Annotated in this window: 15 protein-coding genes; 8 read left to right on the top strand and 7 right to left on the bottom strand. The window is 47.3% G+C overall.

Translation table 11 applies throughout. The features are described 5' to 3' along the window. Positions 1–732 precede the first annotated feature (732 nt). Positions 733–1,788 carry a glycoside hydrolase family 53 protein gene (locus DFQ00_RS15335; RefSeq protein WP_110897361.1) on the bottom strand — a complete coding sequence of 352 codons (1,056 nt, stop codon included), beginning with the start codon at positions 1,786–1,788 and terminating at the stop codon, positions 733–735. Positions 1,789–2,161: 373 nt separating this feature from the next. Further along, complete coding sequence (locus tag DFQ00_RS15340; protein ID WP_110897362.1) at positions 2,162–2,389, bottom strand: hypothetical protein; 228 nt, start codon at positions 2,387–2,389, stop codon at positions 2,162–2,164. A 281-nt stretch (positions 2,390–2,670) separates the two neighbouring features. Here DFQ00_RS15340 and ppk1 point away from each other — a divergent pair, with 281 nt between their 5' ends. Further along, positions 2,671–4,752: a polyphosphate kinase 1 gene (ppk1, locus tag DFQ00_RS15345; protein WP_110897363.1), complete on the top strand. Its 2,082-nt coding sequence runs from the start codon at positions 2,671–2,673 to the stop codon at positions 4,750–4,752. Here ppk1 and DFQ00_RS15350 read toward each other — a convergent pair. Beyond that, entirely contained in the window at positions 4,712–6,238 is a 1,527-nt protein-coding gene (locus DFQ00_RS15350) for a Ppx/GppA phosphatase family protein (protein WP_110897364.1), read from the bottom strand. The genes ppk1 and DFQ00_RS15350 overlap by 41 nt on opposite strands. A 27-nt stretch (positions 6,239–6,265) precedes the next feature. Continuing rightward, positions 6,266–6,520: a hypothetical protein gene (locus DFQ00_RS15355; RefSeq protein WP_110897365.1), complete on the bottom strand. Its 255-nt coding sequence runs from the start codon at positions 6,518–6,520 to the stop codon at positions 6,266–6,268. Positions 6,521–6,750: 230 nt separating this feature from the next. Between DFQ00_RS15355 and DFQ00_RS15360 the strand changes: the two genes are divergently transcribed. Both DFQ00_RS15360 and sda read left to right on the top strand, forming a co-directional pair. Continuing rightward, a complete protein-coding gene (locus DFQ00_RS15360) occupies positions 6,751–7,413 on the top strand; it encodes a YheC/YheD family protein (RefSeq protein WP_110897366.1) in 663 nt (220 codons plus the stop codon). Between the two features lie 355 nt (positions 7,414–7,768). Continuing rightward, the gene (gene sda, locus DFQ00_RS15365) at positions 7,769–7,912 is read left to right on the top strand and encodes a sporulation histidine kinase inhibitor Sda (protein WP_110897367.1); all 144 of its coding nucleotides are present in this window, start codon (positions 7,769–7,771) and stop codon (positions 7,910–7,912) included. Positions 7,913–7,933: 21 nt separating this feature from the next. Here sda and DFQ00_RS28840 read toward each other — a convergent pair whose 3' ends face one another. Beyond that, entirely contained in the window at positions 7,934–8,185 is a 252-nt protein-coding gene (locus DFQ00_RS28840) for a hypothetical protein (RefSeq protein ID WP_145405376.1), read from the bottom strand. 100 nt (positions 8,186–8,285) lie between these two features. After that, a complete protein-coding gene (locus DFQ00_RS15370) occupies positions 8,286–9,287 on the bottom strand; it encodes an NAD(P)/FAD-dependent oxidoreductase (protein ID WP_110897368.1) in 1,002 nt (333 codons plus the stop codon). 517 nt (positions 9,288–9,804) lie between these two features. Between DFQ00_RS15370 and DFQ00_RS15375 the strand changes: the two genes are divergently transcribed. Both DFQ00_RS15375 and DFQ00_RS15380 read left to right on the top strand, forming a co-directional pair. Further along, complete coding sequence (locus DFQ00_RS15375; protein WP_110897369.1) at positions 9,805–10,998, top strand: NAD(P)/FAD-dependent oxidoreductase; 1,194 nt, start codon at positions 9,805–9,807, stop codon at positions 10,996–10,998. Further along, positions 10,995–11,249 (top strand): hypothetical protein, encoded by a 255-nt coding sequence (locus tag DFQ00_RS15380; RefSeq protein ID WP_110897370.1) that lies wholly within the window; start codon positions 10,995–10,997, stop codon positions 11,247–11,249. Before DFQ00_RS15375 ends, DFQ00_RS15380 begins: the two co-directional genes overlap by 4 nt. Positions 11,250–11,423: 174 nt before the next feature. Here the strand turns inward: DFQ00_RS15380 and hemQ are convergent, their stop codons facing one another. Then, the gene (gene hemQ, locus DFQ00_RS15385; RefSeq protein ID WP_110897371.1) at positions 11,424–12,170 is read right to left on the bottom strand and encodes a hydrogen peroxide-dependent heme synthase; all 747 of its coding nucleotides are present in this window, start codon (positions 12,168–12,170) and stop codon (positions 11,424–11,426) included. Positions 12,171–12,397: 227 nt separating this feature from the next. Between hemQ and DFQ00_RS15390 the strand changes: the two genes are divergently transcribed. The 3 genes from DFQ00_RS15390 to DFQ00_RS15400 all read left to right on the top strand — a co-directional run bounded on the left by DFQ00_RS15390 (position 12,398) and on the right by DFQ00_RS15400 (position 16,896). After that, the gene (locus DFQ00_RS15390; protein ID WP_110897473.1) at positions 12,398–12,691 is read left to right on the top strand and encodes a YuiB family protein; all 294 of its coding nucleotides are present in this window, start codon (positions 12,398–12,400) and stop codon (positions 12,689–12,691) included. Positions 12,692–13,106: 415 nt separating this feature from the next. Beyond that, the gene (locus DFQ00_RS15395) at positions 13,107–14,642 is read left to right on the top strand and encodes a replication initiation and membrane attachment family protein (protein ID WP_110897372.1); all 1,536 of its coding nucleotides are present in this window, start codon (positions 13,107–13,109) and stop codon (positions 14,640–14,642) included. A gap of 430 nt (positions 14,643–15,072) precedes the next feature. Continuing rightward, positions 15,073–16,896, top strand: coding sequence for a sensor histidine kinase (locus DFQ00_RS15400; protein ID WP_110897474.1), 1,824 nt, complete (start codon positions 15,073–15,075; stop codon positions 16,894–16,896). Positions 16,897–16,914 lie beyond the last annotated feature (18 nt).

Genomic DNA, 16,914 nt, shown 5'->3' on the forward strand with positions numbered 1-16,914 from the left:
GTTCAAGTAAATCCGAGGACAACCAGCGATCGGAAGAACACCCCGCCCCCGGAGCGTCCACCCGCAGCTCCGGCCCTAAACGCCTGAAGTGCCCTGCACCATCAGGCGCCTACCAAGCTTCAAGTCAATTCAACGCAAAAAAAGCACTATCCCCAAAGGGCCAGCGCTTTTCGTCTTGCTTTACCCTGCTCCTGTGCCAAGTCAGAGCACGTTTTAGAAGCTTTCCAAGGAGCAGCGCGTAGTGGAGGGGGCGGGAGTGATTCTGTAGAAGCGAAGCGCTCGCGTTTGTCCACGGATTTTCCCCTATAAAGTGGAGTTCAAGTAAATCCGAGGACAACCAGCGATCGGAAGAACACCCCGCCCCCGGAGCGTCCACCCGCAGCTCCGGCCCTAAACGCCTGAAGTGCCCTGCACCATCAGGCGCCTACCAAGCTTCAAGTCAATTCAACGCAAAAAAAGCACTATCCCCAAAGGGCCAGCGCTTTTCGTCTTGCTTTACCCTGCTCCTGTGCCAAGTCAGAGCACGTTTTAGAAGCTTTCCAAGGAGCAGCGCGTAGTGGAGGGGGCGGGAGTGATTCTGTAGAAGCGAAGCGCTCGCGTTTGTCCACGGATTTTCCCCTATAAAGTGGAGTTCAAGTAAATCCGAGGACAACCAGCGATCGGAAGAACACCCCGCCCCCGGAGCGTCCACCCGCAGCTCTCACCACATGTAGAGGCTCCTAACCCCGTGCCTTAGTCAATAAACCCTTCCATGACGGCTGTTGGCATCATGTTGGACTGCCAAGCGCCTTTACCGTATCCACCGTTATAGCCAGGTGTAGCCTGCGGCTCCCAGTAGAATACGCCTTTTCCTTTGCCATTTGGCAGATTGCGAATTTGATTTTTCATCGCAGCTACGAAGCTTTTGCCTGCCGCCGCCTGATTGTTGTCCATGCCAATTTCGGAGATCATGATCTCTTTGCCGTACCGATTGATCATATCCTTTGCATTGTTGACCGTGTTGGTCACCGCAGTATTCCAGCCGGAAGCGGAAGGGTAAAGCGACATAGCGATCATGTCAAAGTTAGCGCCGTTGTTGATCAGGCCGCCAATATTCCAGACATACAGCGCATTGTCGTCGCCACCGGCCAGATGAACGATCGTTTTGGTGCCGCTGCTAATGGATTTTACCGCATTATGTCCTGTGTTCACGAGCCATGCATAGTTTTTCATGTTAACAGAGGCTTTCCCGTCATCCCATAACATGCCGTTGCTTGTTTCGTTACCGATCTGTACCCAGTCCGGCGTAACCCCTTTGTTTTGCATAGCTGTCATCACTTCACGTGTATAATTCCAGACAGCGTCCATGAGCTGTTGGAAGGAGTAATTTTTCCATGCCGCTGGTTTGCTTTGTTTGCCTGGGTCTGCCCAGGAATCGCTGTAGTGAAGTGTGAGCATGACACTCATGCCTGCATTTTTGGCACGCTGTGCAAGAGCAGCCGCGCGATCCTTATTCATGTAACCGTTACCATAATCGTTCGATGGATTAACGAATACCCGAATACGAACGGAGTTAATTTGGTAATCCTTTTTCAAAATATCAATAATATCACGTTGTACCCCGTTTTTATCCTTCCATTTGTACCCTTGAGCCTCCATGCCGGGAACCCAGCTGATGTCAGCTCCCTTGGCAAAGCTCGGTGCGGCGCTGGCGTGCTGGCCTGCAGGCAGCAGAATAGAAGTAAATAACAAAACCAATGCCAGCAGAACGCTTGTCTTAACCTTGAAACCCCTTACATTTTTAAACATTACAACATGCCTCCTCGGTTATATATTGGAACTGCATCCTCATTATAGCCGTCTGGATTCAAACTGCTAAAGGGTCGGTTTGCAATATTTTGGTTGTTTTATTAACCACTCTGTCTTCCTGGCTTCTGCATCAAAGACAAAAAAGGCAAAACAAAAAGCCGTCCGAAGACGGCTTTTCTACCCGTGGCGCTTTTTGAAACATTGATCCGTATCCCGCGCCTCCATCAGCCTCCTGTTAATTGGAGCTAGTGGATCGGGTAAGGGACACGTTCAACATGTGATTAGAAATGTTGACGCACCTCCTTTCCTTGTGCCAAGAGTATATAACACTCTATTTCGAAAAGCTAGTCTTTTTTTCATGTTTACGCAAAAATTATTTCTCGGTTTGAAACATCGTCGTTTCCCGTGCATAATGACTCTTTGTGCCATCCTCATTACGGATTCGCACACTTTCATCGCTGATGCGCTCAACGATGCCGCGACCAACTTCACAATATACACCTGCCGGATCTTCCTGCCATGCTGTAACTACACATTGAGACAGGGCAGCGGTGAAAAATTCAATATTTTTTTGCAGTGTTCTAGGTTTGTTCGATTTCATGGAATAGAATACTCCTTTAAAATAACTATAATGTGGGATAATAACAACAGCCGTTCAAGTCACACTCTAGTTCACTTTACCTTGTCTATTGCCCTTTGTAAAGGGATGGAAAAAGTTACGGTCATGAGTTATCATTTACATAAATTTAACACTCCGTTAACATTCCGATGACGCTTGTAGTGGATTACGAATAGTACAATTATAGAAGAGTTTCGCAAGAACACAATCATATACAAGAAGTTCGAATAAGAATTCACATGCATCACATTCGGAGGCCAGACATGCATAAGGATATTAAGACAGGCAACTATGTTAACCGTGATTTGAGCTGGGTTGAATTTAACAGACGTGTGCTCCAGGAGGCTCAGGATTCTACGACGCCGATGCTGGAGCGGATGAGATTTCTTGGCATCGTTGCCAGCAATCTGGACGAGTTTGTCAGTGTCAGACTGGCAGAGACCAAGGAGAAGATCAAGGCTGGATTTACGCAAAAAGACTTCACAGGGTACACCCCTCCCGGGCTATACCGCAGATTAATCAAACGAACCGGGACCATGGTCGCGGAGCAATATAAAACGTATCGTGAACTCGTTCGTCTTCTCGCCAAGAAGGGTGTGCATATTCAGGAATATGTCGATCTTAATGTGACACAGCAGCGCGCGATGGACCAATATTATCATGACATTATCTTCCCCGTGCTGACCCCGATGGCGATTGACCAGAGCCGCCCGTTTCCGCTGGTACATAACAAGTCCGTTTATTTATCAGTTATGCTGCAGAAGGAGGACGAGCTGGATGGTGAGCCCTTTATGGCCATCGTGCAGGTTCCCTCCAATCTTCCTCGCATCGTAAAGGTTCCTTTGCGGGCGAATAGCAAGAAGAAAACCTTCATTCTGATTGAGGATCTGATCAAACAGCATGTGCATACCCTGTTTAGCGGATATGTGTCGCTGGCTGTGCAGGAGTTCAGAGTGACTCGTAACGCGGACCTTTCGATTAACGAGGAGGAAGCTGAGGATCTGCTGGAGGCGATTGAAAAGGAGCTGCGACGCAGACGGCGCGGAGCACCTGTCAGGCTGGAGGTATGCAAGGATTTCCGCAGTGACGCATTACAGGAGCTGCAGGAGGAATTTGAGATTCAGGACCCGATCTTCGAAATTGACGGACCACTGGATCTCAGCTTCCTCTCTGGATTTGTAGACAGTCTGGACGGATTCTCCCATCTGAAGTACGGTGCGGTGCAGCCCGTCTATCCACCAGAGTTTGTGCCAAGAGAGAGTCATTTTGAACTGCTACGCAAAAGAGATGTGCTGGTTCATCATCCCTATGAATCGTTCGAACCAGTGACAGATTTCATTCTGGAGGCCTCGGAGGACCCACAGGTTCTGGCCATTAAAATGACACTATATCGGGTAAATGGTGATTCAAGACTGATCCCGGCACTTGCTCTTGCAGCAGAGAGCGGCAAGCAGGTCACCGTCGTGGTGGAGCTGAAGGCACGCTTTGATGAAGAGCGTAACATCGCTTGGGCACGAAAGCTGGAAAAGGCAGGCTGTCACGTCGTTTATGGTCTGGTGGGGCTGAAAACACATGCCAAAATCATTCTCGTTGTACGGCGGGAGCAGCAAGGGCTGCGTCGCTATGTTCACGTTGGGACAGGGAACTATAACGAAAGCACAGCCAAAGTATACACGGATGTTGGACTGTTCACCGCTAACCCTATTATCGGGGAAGATGCATCAGAGCTGTTTAATGAGATTACCGGTTATTCCGGTCCGAAGGCGCTGCAGGCCTTCCGAGTTGCCCCGGATGGCATGAAGGACGAGTTGTTTTCTCTCATCCAGCGTGAAACCGAGCATGCCTTGAAGGGCAAACGTGCGAGAATTATTGCGAAGATCAATTCCTTATCCCATCAGGAAATTATTGATCAGCTCTATGCTGCTTCCCAGGCAGGGGTGCAGATTGATCTGATTGTGCGTGGTGTGTGCTGTCTGCGTCCAGGCATAGAAGGGCTGAGCGAGAACATCCGTGTGATCAGCATCGTGGATCGCTTCCTTGAGCATTCGCGGCTGTTCTATTTTGAGAATGATGGCAACCCGGACGTTTTCATCTCAAGTGCAGACTGGATGTCACGCAACCTGAACCGGCGTATTGAGCTGATGTGTCCTGTATTTGATCCTACATTGAAGAAGATGCTGGTGGACATTCTGAATCTGTCTCTGAACGACAATGTGAAGGCCAGACAGCTTATGCCCAATGGAAACTATGTATTCGTAAAAAATGAAAAGCCCCCGCTGAGAAGTCAGACGGAGGCGATGGGCATTATCCCTTGGAAGCCTGCTGAATGGAGTGTTTTAACGTAACTCCCCAAGCTTCTTGTACATCTTTGACGGCATCTTCCAGGCCGTTCAATTCCAGAAGAGGCTCGTCTGTACAGGTTAACATTACCTGCAGCGAGTCTTTTTCTTTGTGTGCATGCATGGTGGCGATGCTCTCAGCGCGGTTCATGGCTTCGGCTGCACGTAGCAACGAGCCGATTCGGTGAGCAAGCTGTACATCCGAATCGTTCAGAATGTCCTCATGCTTCTGAATCAGCTGAGGTGTTCTTTTTTTCGGGTGATAGTCGGCGGCAATGGCACTAAGAATCGTTTCCCGATGAGACAGTCCGTAAATGCTGGCGTTCATAATCCAGTATGCCGAGTGTTGGGTGTAGCGGAAATAGTTAATCTGTTTGCCAGCCATGTGCAGCATGGAGGCAGTGTAAAGAATTCGTTCTTCCGCAGCATCAGGAGCAGCTCCCTGCAAAGCAGTGTACAGTGTGAGCATATCCTGATAAATATGCTTCAGACGCTTCTGCGGAATCGGCGGACCGAAGTGAAGGAAATTACGAATGCTATCCTTCAGTGCATCTGGTGCGGCAGGTTGACCCGAAGCCAGGTAATCCCGTAACAGTCCATCTCTAAGCCCGGCTCCGCTTACGACATAACGGTCCCCTTGTATAAGACGAAAGACGGTTCGAAGAATCAATACACCAGGCACGATAATGTCAGCCCGATCTTTGGCGAGTCCAGGTACTTTTTTACGCTGGGCAGAGGTCATGTAGGGCAGGGAGCGTGCGATATTTTCCATCGCATCCTTACCGATTTCATAATGATGTGTGATTGGAAGAGAGTATTGGATTCGCTTTTGCTCCACTTTTGCCAGTGTACGCATTGTACCGCCCAGCCCGACCAGCGGCAGTCCGGGGTGCTCGCGAATCCAGTCCTGATCCTGCAAAGCAGCGATGACCTCGCTGCACAGCGCTGCTTCATTTGCTTCGGTCCATTCGTCCTCTCCTCCATAACGGGCATGTGAATTCACAGCACCGATCGGCAGAGAGACACTGTGCAGTCGTTCGCGATTGCGGAATACGGTGATTTCTGTACTGCCGCCTCCGATATCTACCACAAATCCGTCTGTCAGCTCAATGGACTGAATGACACCCAAAAATCCGTAGTAGGCTTCCCGGTCACCGGAGACACATTCAATCGTAAGTCCCGTTTCACTCTCCAGCCACTCGATAATATGAGCTGCATTGACCGCATTGCGAATGGCAGCCGTAGCAGCGGCGCGAATGTCCACGGTCTGGTAAGACTCGCAGGTAGCTTTGAATTGACGCAGAATCGTTACGGCCGTATTCAGTGAGGATCGCTGGATGGTACCGTCAGGTTCGACAACTCCACTGAGCCTGGCGGCATATTTGTCTTCATGAATGATGCGGTAGGCTCCCTCTTCATGTAACTCATAGATGACCAATCGAATGGAGTTCGAGCCGATATCAACAATGCCAAGTGTTTTATGTTGTGTCATAAATTTCTCCCTTCTACAAAGGTTCGGTTACCCGTAACGGTATAGGGCAGCCATCGCTTCCGGTGAGCCTGGAGGCGTGGCGGAGAAGGGCGTGGTCAGCATAACAACGATGATAAAGACGATGAAACAGGCGAACAAAATACAGCTCAGGGCAAAGCCGCGATTGCGTTTTTTGATAAACAGACGAATACCGATGACAAAGAGAAGTACCGTCACCGCAACCAGAACAATGGACATTGCGAAATAGGCTATGCCGTACAGTGATTTGAAAAATGCTTCCATGTCTTCTGAACGCTCCTTAAATCCTCATTTTGCCTTTACAAGTCATTCTTTAGTAGCATACGACAGATTGAAGCGTTTGAAAAGCAGAGTGGCTGTTGTCTCGTATTCTCGATTCAAAGCGGGACAGGTTCCCCGGAAAAGGGGCCCCTGCCTTGGACAATCATCCAAGAAAACGGAGCATGGATTGAGTATGTATAAGGTAGAAGCATTGTTTCAAGAGAGGAGATCAATTGATGTCGAGACAGTTAGCAAGCAAATGGCGCAAGACGGCGCTTTTAATGAAATATCCGGTTGCTGCCGCCCATATTCCGCAGACCAAAGCATTTAATTCATCCAATCTGCTCCACATGCTCCACTATTATGGAATGGTATTTATTAAGCCGATTGTTGGCGGCGGTGGATATGGTGTGATCAGAGTATCCCGAAGCGGTGGAGTCTACAGGTATACACATATGAAGGTTAGTCGTTCATTCGTTAATTTTGATCAGATGTATCGTTCCCTCTTACGTGTGAAGGCAAGACGCAAGTATATGATTCAGCAGGGCATTCATCTTGCCACCATTCACGGAAGACCTGTGGACTATCGAGTGAAGGTGGTCAAGACCGAGCAGGGCTGGGTGTTTCGTTCTTTGGTTGGCAGATGGGCTCGTCCGGGTCTTTGCGTAACCAATCTGAGTAAGGGAGGAACGATGCTGTCCGGCAAAAGAGCACTGGCATTGTCACTGCCTCATATTGCGAATCGGTACAAACGGCAGGAGATGCGTTCATTGACGCTAGCATGCACACATATTATGGAGAGTCAGCTTCCGGGTATAGGTCAGCTGGGCTTTGACTACGGGCTGGATCACTCAGGAAAAATATGGATTCTGGAAGTGAATACAAGACCTCAATGAAAATAGCAGAAAAGACTAAAGGAAATTCAGGAAAAACCGATAGTATATACAAGAGGAATGGTAAGGAAAGCGTTTGAAAATTTTCAAGCTTGGGTAATACATTCCGAGAAACGCTGGAAAATATGAAAATAGTTCTAAATTTTTGTTTATTCATAGTTCTACAGGCTGCTCATACGTCCTGTGTATAAATAATGTCCACAGTATCCACTGTTATATATTCTATGTTTTTTCCAATTATCAACAATCTATACACAGGATTTCCACATGTCGTTGTGGATAACAAGAACGCTTGTTCTCTTTGTGAATCTCTGATATGATAGTTTTGAGGAAAAAAAAGGAAAGGTTGTGGCGGGAAATGGCTATGTTATCCGATGAGATGTTGTTGGATTCCTACCATAAAGCGATCGAACTGGATCTCGAAGGAGATTTCATCGCGCTGCTATTGGCAGAAATCCATAAGCGCAAACTGGATACCAACGTATCTGCCATTCTTCACTAGAGATCCTCATTGCAGGCAATGTTACAGGTTTCCGGACAAGTCCCATAAAGAGACAGGCTGTACGATGCTTGTCTGACAATGGTGACAATACATCAGGTGATTGCAAACGCTCTCGGTTTCGTCTGCCATGTCAGAGGAAGCCTGAAGTTCGTAGGGGCTGTATGGTCCGGTGTAGTCGTCCAATTTGCCGCATTCTGACAGTCCCTGAAGGCAGTGGGGACAAGCCTGCTCCGGTACAACCAGACCGTTACACAGCGGGCATATATAAGACAAGGGTATCCCTCCTGATTATGGAATCATTCAGGAGTAAGATACCCTTTTTTGTACCAATTATGCGATTGGATCTAACCGATATAATGTACTTATCGTCAAATTAACGTTTCATATTACTGCTGTGTCCAGGGGACAGCTTCGCCTCAGGATCGAAGTATACTTTGGCATTGTTCACTGCCGTAGGCGCTTCACCGAAGCCGACAGCGATCAGTTTCAGCTTGCCCGGATAGGTCGTAATATCGCCCGCCGCAAAGATGCCAGGAATGGACGTTTCCATACGGGAGTCAACAACGATAGAATTGCTGTCAATTTCGATTCCCCATTCAGCAATCGGGCCGAGGGAGGAAACAAACCCAAAGTTAACGATGACATCGTCCACTTCAATGTCCTGAGTTTCTTTGGTTTTGACATGAGCAAGAGTGACCTTGGTAATGGTGTCATCTCCGTGAAGCTCGGTAATCTCGGTCGGTGTTACTACGTTAACCTTGGAATTCATCAGGTTTTCCACACTATGCTCATGGGCGCGGAACTTGTCCCGGCGGTGAATAAGGGTAACCTGCTCAGCAATAGGCTCCAGCATGAGCGCCCAGTCCACTGCGGAATCTCCGCCGCCGCTGATCAAAACTTTTTTACCTGCAAAAGCGTTTAAATCACTGATGAAGTAATGCAGATTTGTTTTTTCAAACTTGGCTGCACCCTCGAGTTCAAGGCGACGAGGTTCGAATGCACCTACGCCAGCCGTAATGATAACCGCTTTGGCATGATATTCATTCTCATCTGTCTTTACGATGAAATGCTGCTCTTCTTTTTTCTCGACCGATACCACTTTTTCTTCCAGACGGATGTTCGGGTTAAAATGGCTCATTTGCTCAATCAGGTTATTCACCAGTTCCTGAGCTGTTACTTTCGGGAAGCCGGCTACATCATAAATGTATTTTTCCGGATAGAGAGCTGCAAGCTGTCCGCCAAGCTGAGGCATGCTTTCAACGAGTGTAACGGATGCTTGACGCATACCTCCGTAAAATGCAGCGAATAGGCCAGCAGGACCGCCGCCGATAATAAGCAAATCGGTCATTTCATGACCGGAAGTTTGTGCAGTCAACAATCAACAACACCTTTCTTATTTTAATAGGTAAAGACCAGTATTTATTTTGCAAATTACGTCACATAATCTGCATGGGTGTCAAACTGTCCTTCCTATTATAAACGGTGTAATCAGGGTTGCAAAGTTAGCTGCATCATGAATCTGAGAATAATTGATGAAGATCAGATGAGAATAGGGTGAAATTGGAAATGAAAGGTTATGAAAAATAACAAAAAAAACCTTGATCTTTGCGAGAAATACAGATATCCTTGACCTGTACTGTGTATTTTTTTTGTCAAAATTAGAGTGATGATGTCAGGTCAATACAACCTCGCGTTTTGTGGAATCTTGTGGTTAATTTCACAACTTGAATCAATAATATGCGTATAGAATTTAAATACATTCACGAAGTTTACAAATCTCGTCATAATGGATAAGACCTCATCAATACTTGTAAGTAAGAGCATTCTAAGGAAGTGTGTTGCATTCCACCTGTTGAAGGGAGGGTGCGAGCAAAACCGGAAGGGGTACAGACATGAGTAGCATTCCCAAAATCGTCATCCTCGGAGCGGGATATGGCGGAATTCTGACAGCCCAGCGGCTGCAGAAGGAACTGAACTATAACGAAGCTGACGTCACATTAGTGAATCGGCATGATTATCATTATATTACAACACACCTACATATGCCGGCAGCTGGTACGGATAAAGTTGAACACGCGAGAGTGTCTATTTCCAAACTGATTGACGAGTTCAAGATTGATCTGGTGAAATCCTCCGTCAAGGAGATTCGGCTTCAGGATCGTAAGGTCATTCTGGAAGACGGTACCTTGTCTTATGATTATCTGATTATTGCACTTGGCGGGGAGCCTGAAACGTTCGGTATACCAGGTATGCTTGAGCACGCAATGACCATTCGCAGCATCAATTCGGTAAGACTGATCCGTGAACATATCGAATATCAATTTGCAATGTACAAAAACGACAACAAACGAAACCGTATTCGGTTCGTTGTGGGTGGTGCAGGGTTTAGCGGAGTTGAATTTGTTGCCGAGCTTGCAGACCGCATCCCGCAGTTATGCAGGGAATTTGATGTGGACCCTAAGCATGTACACATCTACAATGTGGAAGCGGCTCCATCAGCACTGCCGGGATTTGATCCCGAACTGGTCGAGCATGCCATGAATGTGCTGAAGAAAAAAGGAGTTACGTTCAAAATCGGAGTGCCAATCAAGCAATGTCTCCCTGACGGGGTTATTGTCGGAGAAGGCGAGAAGATTGATGCCGCTACAGTGGTATGGACTGGCGGAATTCGGGGCAATGCCCTGCTTGAACAGGCCGGGCTTGAAGTAATGCGCGGACGTGTGAAAGTGGACGAATATTTGCGTGCTCCCGGTCATGAGCATGTATATGTGATTGGGGACAACTCCCTTGTATTTAACAAGGAGGGCAGACCCTATCCGCCAACAGCACAGATTGCGATGCAGCAGGGTGTGAACTGCGCGAGGAACATCGTTGCTGCCATTCGCAGCAAGCAGGCTCAACCTTTTGAATTTACAAGTAAAGGTACCGTAGCCTCCCTGGGTAAAGGGGAAGCGATTGCTGTCGTTGGGGATAAGAAATATAAAGGCTGGAAGGCAGCGCAATTGAAGAAGCTGGTGGATCTCCGCTACTTGTTCATTATCGGAGGCATTCCGCTGGTCCTGAGGAAAGGACGGTTTTTCGGATGAGACATTGCAGTGTGCAGGTTCGCGGTCTGTTAACGCGAGATGAACTGGATCGTTACAACGGACTGATGCAGGTCGGCGGTTATCTGGAGGAACAGAATCAGTATGACCTCGCCTACATCGTACAGAAGGAAGTAGACATTCTCATCCTGCCAGCAATTGAGCGTCTGAAGGAAAAGAGTCGTGATCGTGACCGTGCGACCGCCGAGTTTCTGGAATCTTTGAAGGCTGTGGATGATGAGGAGCAGGATTGAGTCAAGTTGAAAGAGATGAATTTACACGAAACACGCCGATGACAGAACAACCCTCCAATCGCTGTTATCCCCAGATTAGTACGTAATAGGTATGCAAAAAAAGCACCACGGAGCAATCCTTAAAGGATATATCCGCGGTGCTTTATTTATGGGAATTAGATCAATAGCCTATTTTTACAGCTTCAGCATTTCTTCCAGTGAGCTTTCATTCAGCAGACTTCCCACATAGAATGAACCAAATTCGCCGTAACGTGCGCTCACTTCATCAAAGCGCATTTCATATACAAGCTTTTTGAATTGAAGCGCATCATCTGCGAACAAAGTAACGCCCCATTCCCAATCATCAAAACCGACGGAGCCGGTAATGATTTGTTTTACTTTACCCGCGTAGCTGCGGCCGATCATGCCGTGACTGCGCATCATCGTACGACGCTCATCCATGGACAGCATGTACCAGTTATCGTTCAGCTCGCGCTTTTTGTTCATCGGGTAGAAGCAGATGTATTGGCGCTGTGGCAGCACCGGCTTGAGACGGGCCACAATCTCCGGATTTTGCATCGGATCTTCGCCCTCTTTGCCAAGATAGTTGCTCAATTCCACTACGCTGACATATGAGTAGGCTTTCGTTGTATACTTGGCAAATGTCGTTTTGTTGAAAGCGTTCTCTACTGCCTTCAGGTCTTCGAGCGTTTCGCGCAGATGCATCATGACAAAGTCTGCCTTCTGGCCAATCACCGTATAAACAACGGTACTGCCTTGGGAAGTCTCCTCAACGTTTTTCCAATCGTTCCAAAACTCCTGGAGCTCGTCCAGGGCAACAGCGCGCTCTTCATCATCGGCTGCTTTCCATGCGGTCCAGTTCATGGAGCGAAAATCATGCAGGGCATACCAGCCCTCCAGGGTTGATGCTGCTTCGTTCATGGGTTTTGTTCCTCCTGCAGGTTATATTTCCAAATCCCGGTAAGGGATGGTTAAATGCTTTATCGTTATATTGTATCCCATCATGAAGCAGAAGGGCAAATGATCTTCTCGTGAAAATCGGCAGATTTGTCCAGAAAGTTCGTTGCTTCGCCACATTTTTTGCGGTAAACTTACTACTATCCAGAAGAGAAAACCGAATGTGTGAAAGAAGAGGTGAACGTCAGCCAATGCAATTTATACCGGTGCTTGTGTTAATGGTATTATTTTTTGTTATGATGTTTGGTATCGGTTTCATTTTGAATATGCTTATGAAGACCACCTGGTTTCCTTCCTATTTGTTTGTGATCGTTATTTTACCTGTGGTGGTGTATTCCTTATGGGATCACTCGTCTACGCTGATGTCACATCTGGGATCGTTCCAGCTTGTAGACTATATGACAGGCGTTGCCGGATTGGCGGGGGCCATTATTAGCGGATGGGCGATTCAGAAGCTACGTCTGGGCGGATATCGGATGTTCTGATGGATGGAAAGTGGGGGCAGCTGCCACACTGGGTTGGAGAAAGTCTTGTCTTTGACGCAAACGCTTACGCGTGCAAAGGAAAGGCTTTTTTTGCATGCTTGCTTATGTGATTTTGTTTATATACATCGTTAAGCAGGGGAATGTCTGTCCGCTTTTTCTCATATATATGAAGTAATGAATGGACTATATTTTCACTTGTAATCCGCGAGCACAGCTTTTATAGTAAACTAGTTGCGCTATGGAGTGATTTATTTTTATTTGAAAATTCGCCCAATTCTGCGAAAACGTGAACGATGTCGATCTAGGACGAAACGGAGTGAGAACAAGTCTGTTTTTTACCTGTTTTTGAGCATTTGAGGATCAGACTTTTATGATAGAATAGATAAACAGTCTTTGGGAAAGAGGAGATCAAGTTATGCGCATGAAGAATTTGCATCATTATACCGAACATCATCGCTACTGCGTATACAGGGAGTTTGGACTAAGCGCCCTGGACGACCGCATGCTTACAGGAGCTTACCAGCCTATGGTAGGTGCTTTTGCGGTCGGCTTGTATCGGCTGTTTTTTCAGCATCTTCCCGGAGAACAGGTCGGTTATTCCCCGCTGGAGCAGCAGCGTAGATTATTTATGACCCTGGGGCTGGAGCCTAGTGAGAAGGGGCGTAAATATCTGGTGGAGCAGGCGTCCAAGCTGGAGGCGGTAGGCCTTCTTCAGACGTCACGGGTGTATACTCCCGAGAATGATGATTACATCTACGAGTATGAGCTGCAGCCTCCGCTCTCACCGTCAGAGTTTTTCCGTACGCAGCATTTGACACTGCTGCTTCGCGATAAAATTGGCAAGTTTGCAGTGCTTTCCCTGCGAGCCGGATTTTCGGCTGTCGAGAATGGGGAAGTGCCTTATACTGCTGCGAATAAAGAAAATATTTCGGTTCCCTTCTACGATATATTTGAATTGAACACCCACGTTATTGATTATGAACTGGAACAGGCACTGTCCGAAGTATCCAGCTCAGCGCAGCGAACAGGCACCAATGATGCGGCAGAAGAGATGACGCTGAATTATGCCGACATTATTTTACGATTCCCGCGGGAGTCTGTGAACCGTCGTTATGTGGAGCAGTTGCGATTTGATCATGATCAGCTTGGCATTGTCAATTATGTTGTGAACAAGTTTAATCTGAGTGTGCAGGATGTATGCCGACTGCTGGATGAGGATGATATTTTTAATCCGCAGGGCCAACTGCTGTTGGATGAGCTGCAGCACAAAGCCAGCATGCAATTCAGACAGACGAAGAAGCGCCAGGAGCAACAGACGGTACAAGCCGCCAAAGTGGTTGCACTCAGGCAGCATATGGAGGAGCCAGAGCCTTATGCTGATGCAGGTGAGCCGCCGGTAGAGCATGTCGTGCAGATGGAGTATTATGTTGAGGTTCCGCCGCAGTTTGCAACCAAGTGTGATATTCACCAGTACAACATGATGCTGCGCAATGAGCCGTACACCCGTTTGCTTCAGACGTTTTTCCCAGGAGCTGTGCCGGATAATCTGATTGATATTTTTGCGAAAATAGATCTGAGCTACAAGCTGCCTGGAGAAGTGATCAACGTCTTGATTCACTATTTGATGGCATTGCTTGTATCGGGCGGAGAGCAGCGAATTAACCGGAATTTTGTAGAGGCGATTGCCTCTAATATGCTGCTCAAGCAGGTGAATACGTATGAGAAGGCTGTGCAATATATTCGTGATCAGGCGAAGGTAAAAGGCAAGCAGGCTGCAGGAGCAGCTGGAACCCGTACCCGTACATACGGCAAAGGAACCAAGGCCAAACCCGAAATTCCGATTGTACAAGACATAAGCCATGACGAGGACAGCGTATCCGAGGAAGAGTTTGAAGAGATGATGCGTTTTGCCCAGCAGATGCAGGCCAGCAAGCAAAAAGGAACTTCATAATCTTATAAATAGGCGGGTCCCCTATACACAGGTGGCTCGCTTTTTTTCAAAGGCAGAGCGTATACAGGTGTTATGGATGTAAGGAGGCAGCGATGGAGCTGCTCCAAGAAGCGCTGAATTTGAATCCGACCTCACACTTTCCTTATAGTTGCTCCAGGCAGGGGCATTCGGAATACAAGGAATAAATATATTGTTAAAAGCTCCACAGCCCTCACTCCATTCCCTCCGGGGAAGAGACAGGGTTGTTTTTGCATTCGCAAATATACTCCTGGGCATGTATGGATACGTTATAAAAGCTAACCTGTGCTCTACAGGCCAAATTAAAGATTTCGAGGTATAAATTAAAGAAAAATTTTGCGTGACACGTATATGTCAGAGGGTGGGTGATATAATGCAAGACAGAAAAAGAAGCAGCAAAGGGGGAGCCAGCTTGAAAATTGTTAGCGTTTACAATAATTTTTTCAAAAATAACATGTTTATGAAGATGCTGCTAATCTTTTCGCTGATCTCGATCGTTACGATTATTACACTATCCTATATTATTTTTCTGTCCGTATCGGATTCCACCATTCGCCGGGAATTGGCCATTCAGAAGGCGGCGATGGAGCATGTAGACCGCTACATGCATCAACAGTATGAGTCGGTGCAGAACATGGTGCGGGATATGCATCAGAATGAGGCTTTGTCGGCCAACATCACGTATCTGCTGAATCACTCGTATGCCGAATATGCTCAGCATATGACGAACGGGTATTACGCCAATCGCGATGACTATTCGGCCGAGGTGCTTAAGCATTTTCAGAACATTATCGACCGCAATTCGGACATTCATCAGTTGATGTTATACAGTGCCGAGAAGCAGAGCTTGCTGATGTTTAATCAGTACAAGCAGTTTCGCAAGCTGGACGCCAACGTAGCGAGATCGTATATTCCCGATGTGATGGCGATGGAGATGCCCAATATCAGTGCACCCAATTACTGGATTCGCAAGGCCATCAATCTATGGGACCCAGAACTGTATGCCATTCGTGTGCCCATTAACAATACACAGACCTTGCGCAATATGGGGCAGTTTCTCATTTTTTTTGACTCAAAAGGCATCGGCAGTGCACTGGATAACTATGAGCGGAATCTGAAGGGGGACATCGTGGTGCTGTCCGCTAAGGGCACGGTATTATTTGATTCCAGCGGCATGTACTACGGGAAGAAGTACCCTTATGTAGAAGCGGCAGATTCCTTGTTTGACCAGACCGATATGGATGCGATGAAAAAGGAGCAGAACATGTATGTGAACCGATTTGTGTCTGCGGATCAGGGGTATGTCGTCATTGGCACAGTGCCTGTGAGAGAGATGGCAGAATCGTATGCAGGCATTCGGAATACCATCATTTCTATTAGCTTTATTTCTTTGCTGTTTGCCGTGCTTGTGCCTGCCTTTTTCATTATTAACTTTGCCAAGCGTACGCGCAGAATCATTCGTTTCACCCAAAAAGTAAAATACGGCAATTTGTCTGCACGCATTGATGATGCCAGAGAGGATGAGCTGGGACAAATATCGCATAGTTTTAACGATATGCTGGATGAATTGAATCTGTACATTGAACGAGTATACAAAGCGGAGATCAGGCAAAAGGAGACCGAGCTGGTAGCACTCCAGGCACGAATAAATCCGCATTTTCTGTACAATACACTTGAAGTGATCCGCATGAGGGCCATTTCGCAGGGGGCAAGAGATGTAGGGGAGATGATCTACAGCCTGTCGGTGTTGTTCAAAAGTCTGGTGCAGCAGAAGCCGAATTACACGCTGAAAGATGAGATGGAGGCCTGCCGCTTGTATCTGGAGCTGTTCCGTATCCGCTACAAGGATATTTTTATATATACGATACAGATTGATAACAAGTATTACGAGCACCCTGTCGTGAAGCTTTCGCTGCAGCCGATTATTGAAAATTATGTGGTCCACGGGATGCGAACAGAGTGTAGTGACAATCGCTTGTCGATCAAGGTGGAGGAGAGCGGTGACATTTTGCAGATCGAGGTGTGTGACAATGGCAAAGGAATTGAGCCTTCCCGGCTCACGGAAATTCAGGAGGAGCTGGAACGTGCAGAAGAATCCGGCCAGATGTTTGGACTGCGAAGTGTACACAGTCGCTTGAAATATTTGTACGGTCCACAGTTCGGTATCACGGTTGAGAGCACTCTTGGAGAAGGGACTATGATCAGAGTGAGATTTCCTTATCAATACGATTCTTGAGACTTTCTTATCAATACC

This window comes from Paenibacillus barcinonensis (assembly GCF_003217495.1).
Taxonomy (GTDB): Bacteria; Bacillota; Bacilli; order Paenibacillales; family Paenibacillaceae; genus Paenibacillus; species Paenibacillus barcinonensis.

Coding starts and splice junctions, on each gene's coding strand:
- DFQ00_RS15355 (WP_110897365.1), bottom strand. CDS start 6,520: ATGGAAGCATTTTTCAAATCACTGTACGGCATAGCCTATTTCGCAATG.
- DFQ00_RS15340 (WP_110897362.1), bottom strand. CDS start 2,389: ATGAAATCGAACAAACCTAGAACACTGCAAAAAAATATTGAATTTTTC.
- DFQ00_RS15335 (WP_110897361.1), bottom strand. CDS start 1,788: ATGTTTAAAAATGTAAGGGGTTTCAAGGTTAAGACAAGCGTTCTGCTG.
- DFQ00_RS15350 (WP_110897364.1), bottom strand. CDS start 6,238: ATGACACAACATAAAACACTTGGCATTGTTGATATCGGCTCGAACTCC.
- ppk1 (WP_110897363.1), top strand. CDS start 2,671: ATGCATAAGGATATTAAGACAGGCAACTATGTTAACCGTGATTTGAGC.
- DFQ00_RS15375 (WP_110897369.1), top strand. CDS start 9,805: ATGAGTAGCATTCCCAAAATCGTCATCCTCGGAGCGGGATATGGCGGA.
- DFQ00_RS15390 (WP_110897473.1), top strand. CDS start 12,398: ATGCAATTTATACCGGTGCTTGTGTTAATGGTATTATTTTTTGTTATG.
- DFQ00_RS15380 (WP_110897370.1), top strand. CDS start 10,995: ATGAGACATTGCAGTGTGCAGGTTCGCGGTCTGTTAACGCGAGATGAA.
- DFQ00_RS15395 (WP_110897372.1), top strand. CDS start 13,107: ATGCGCATGAAGAATTTGCATCATTATACCGAACATCATCGCTACTGC.
- hemQ (WP_110897371.1), bottom strand. CDS start 12,170: ATGAACGAAGCAGCATCAACCCTGGAGGGCTGGTATGCCCTGCATGAT.
- sda (WP_110897367.1), top strand. CDS start 7,769: ATGGCTATGTTATCCGATGAGATGTTGTTGGATTCCTACCATAAAGCG.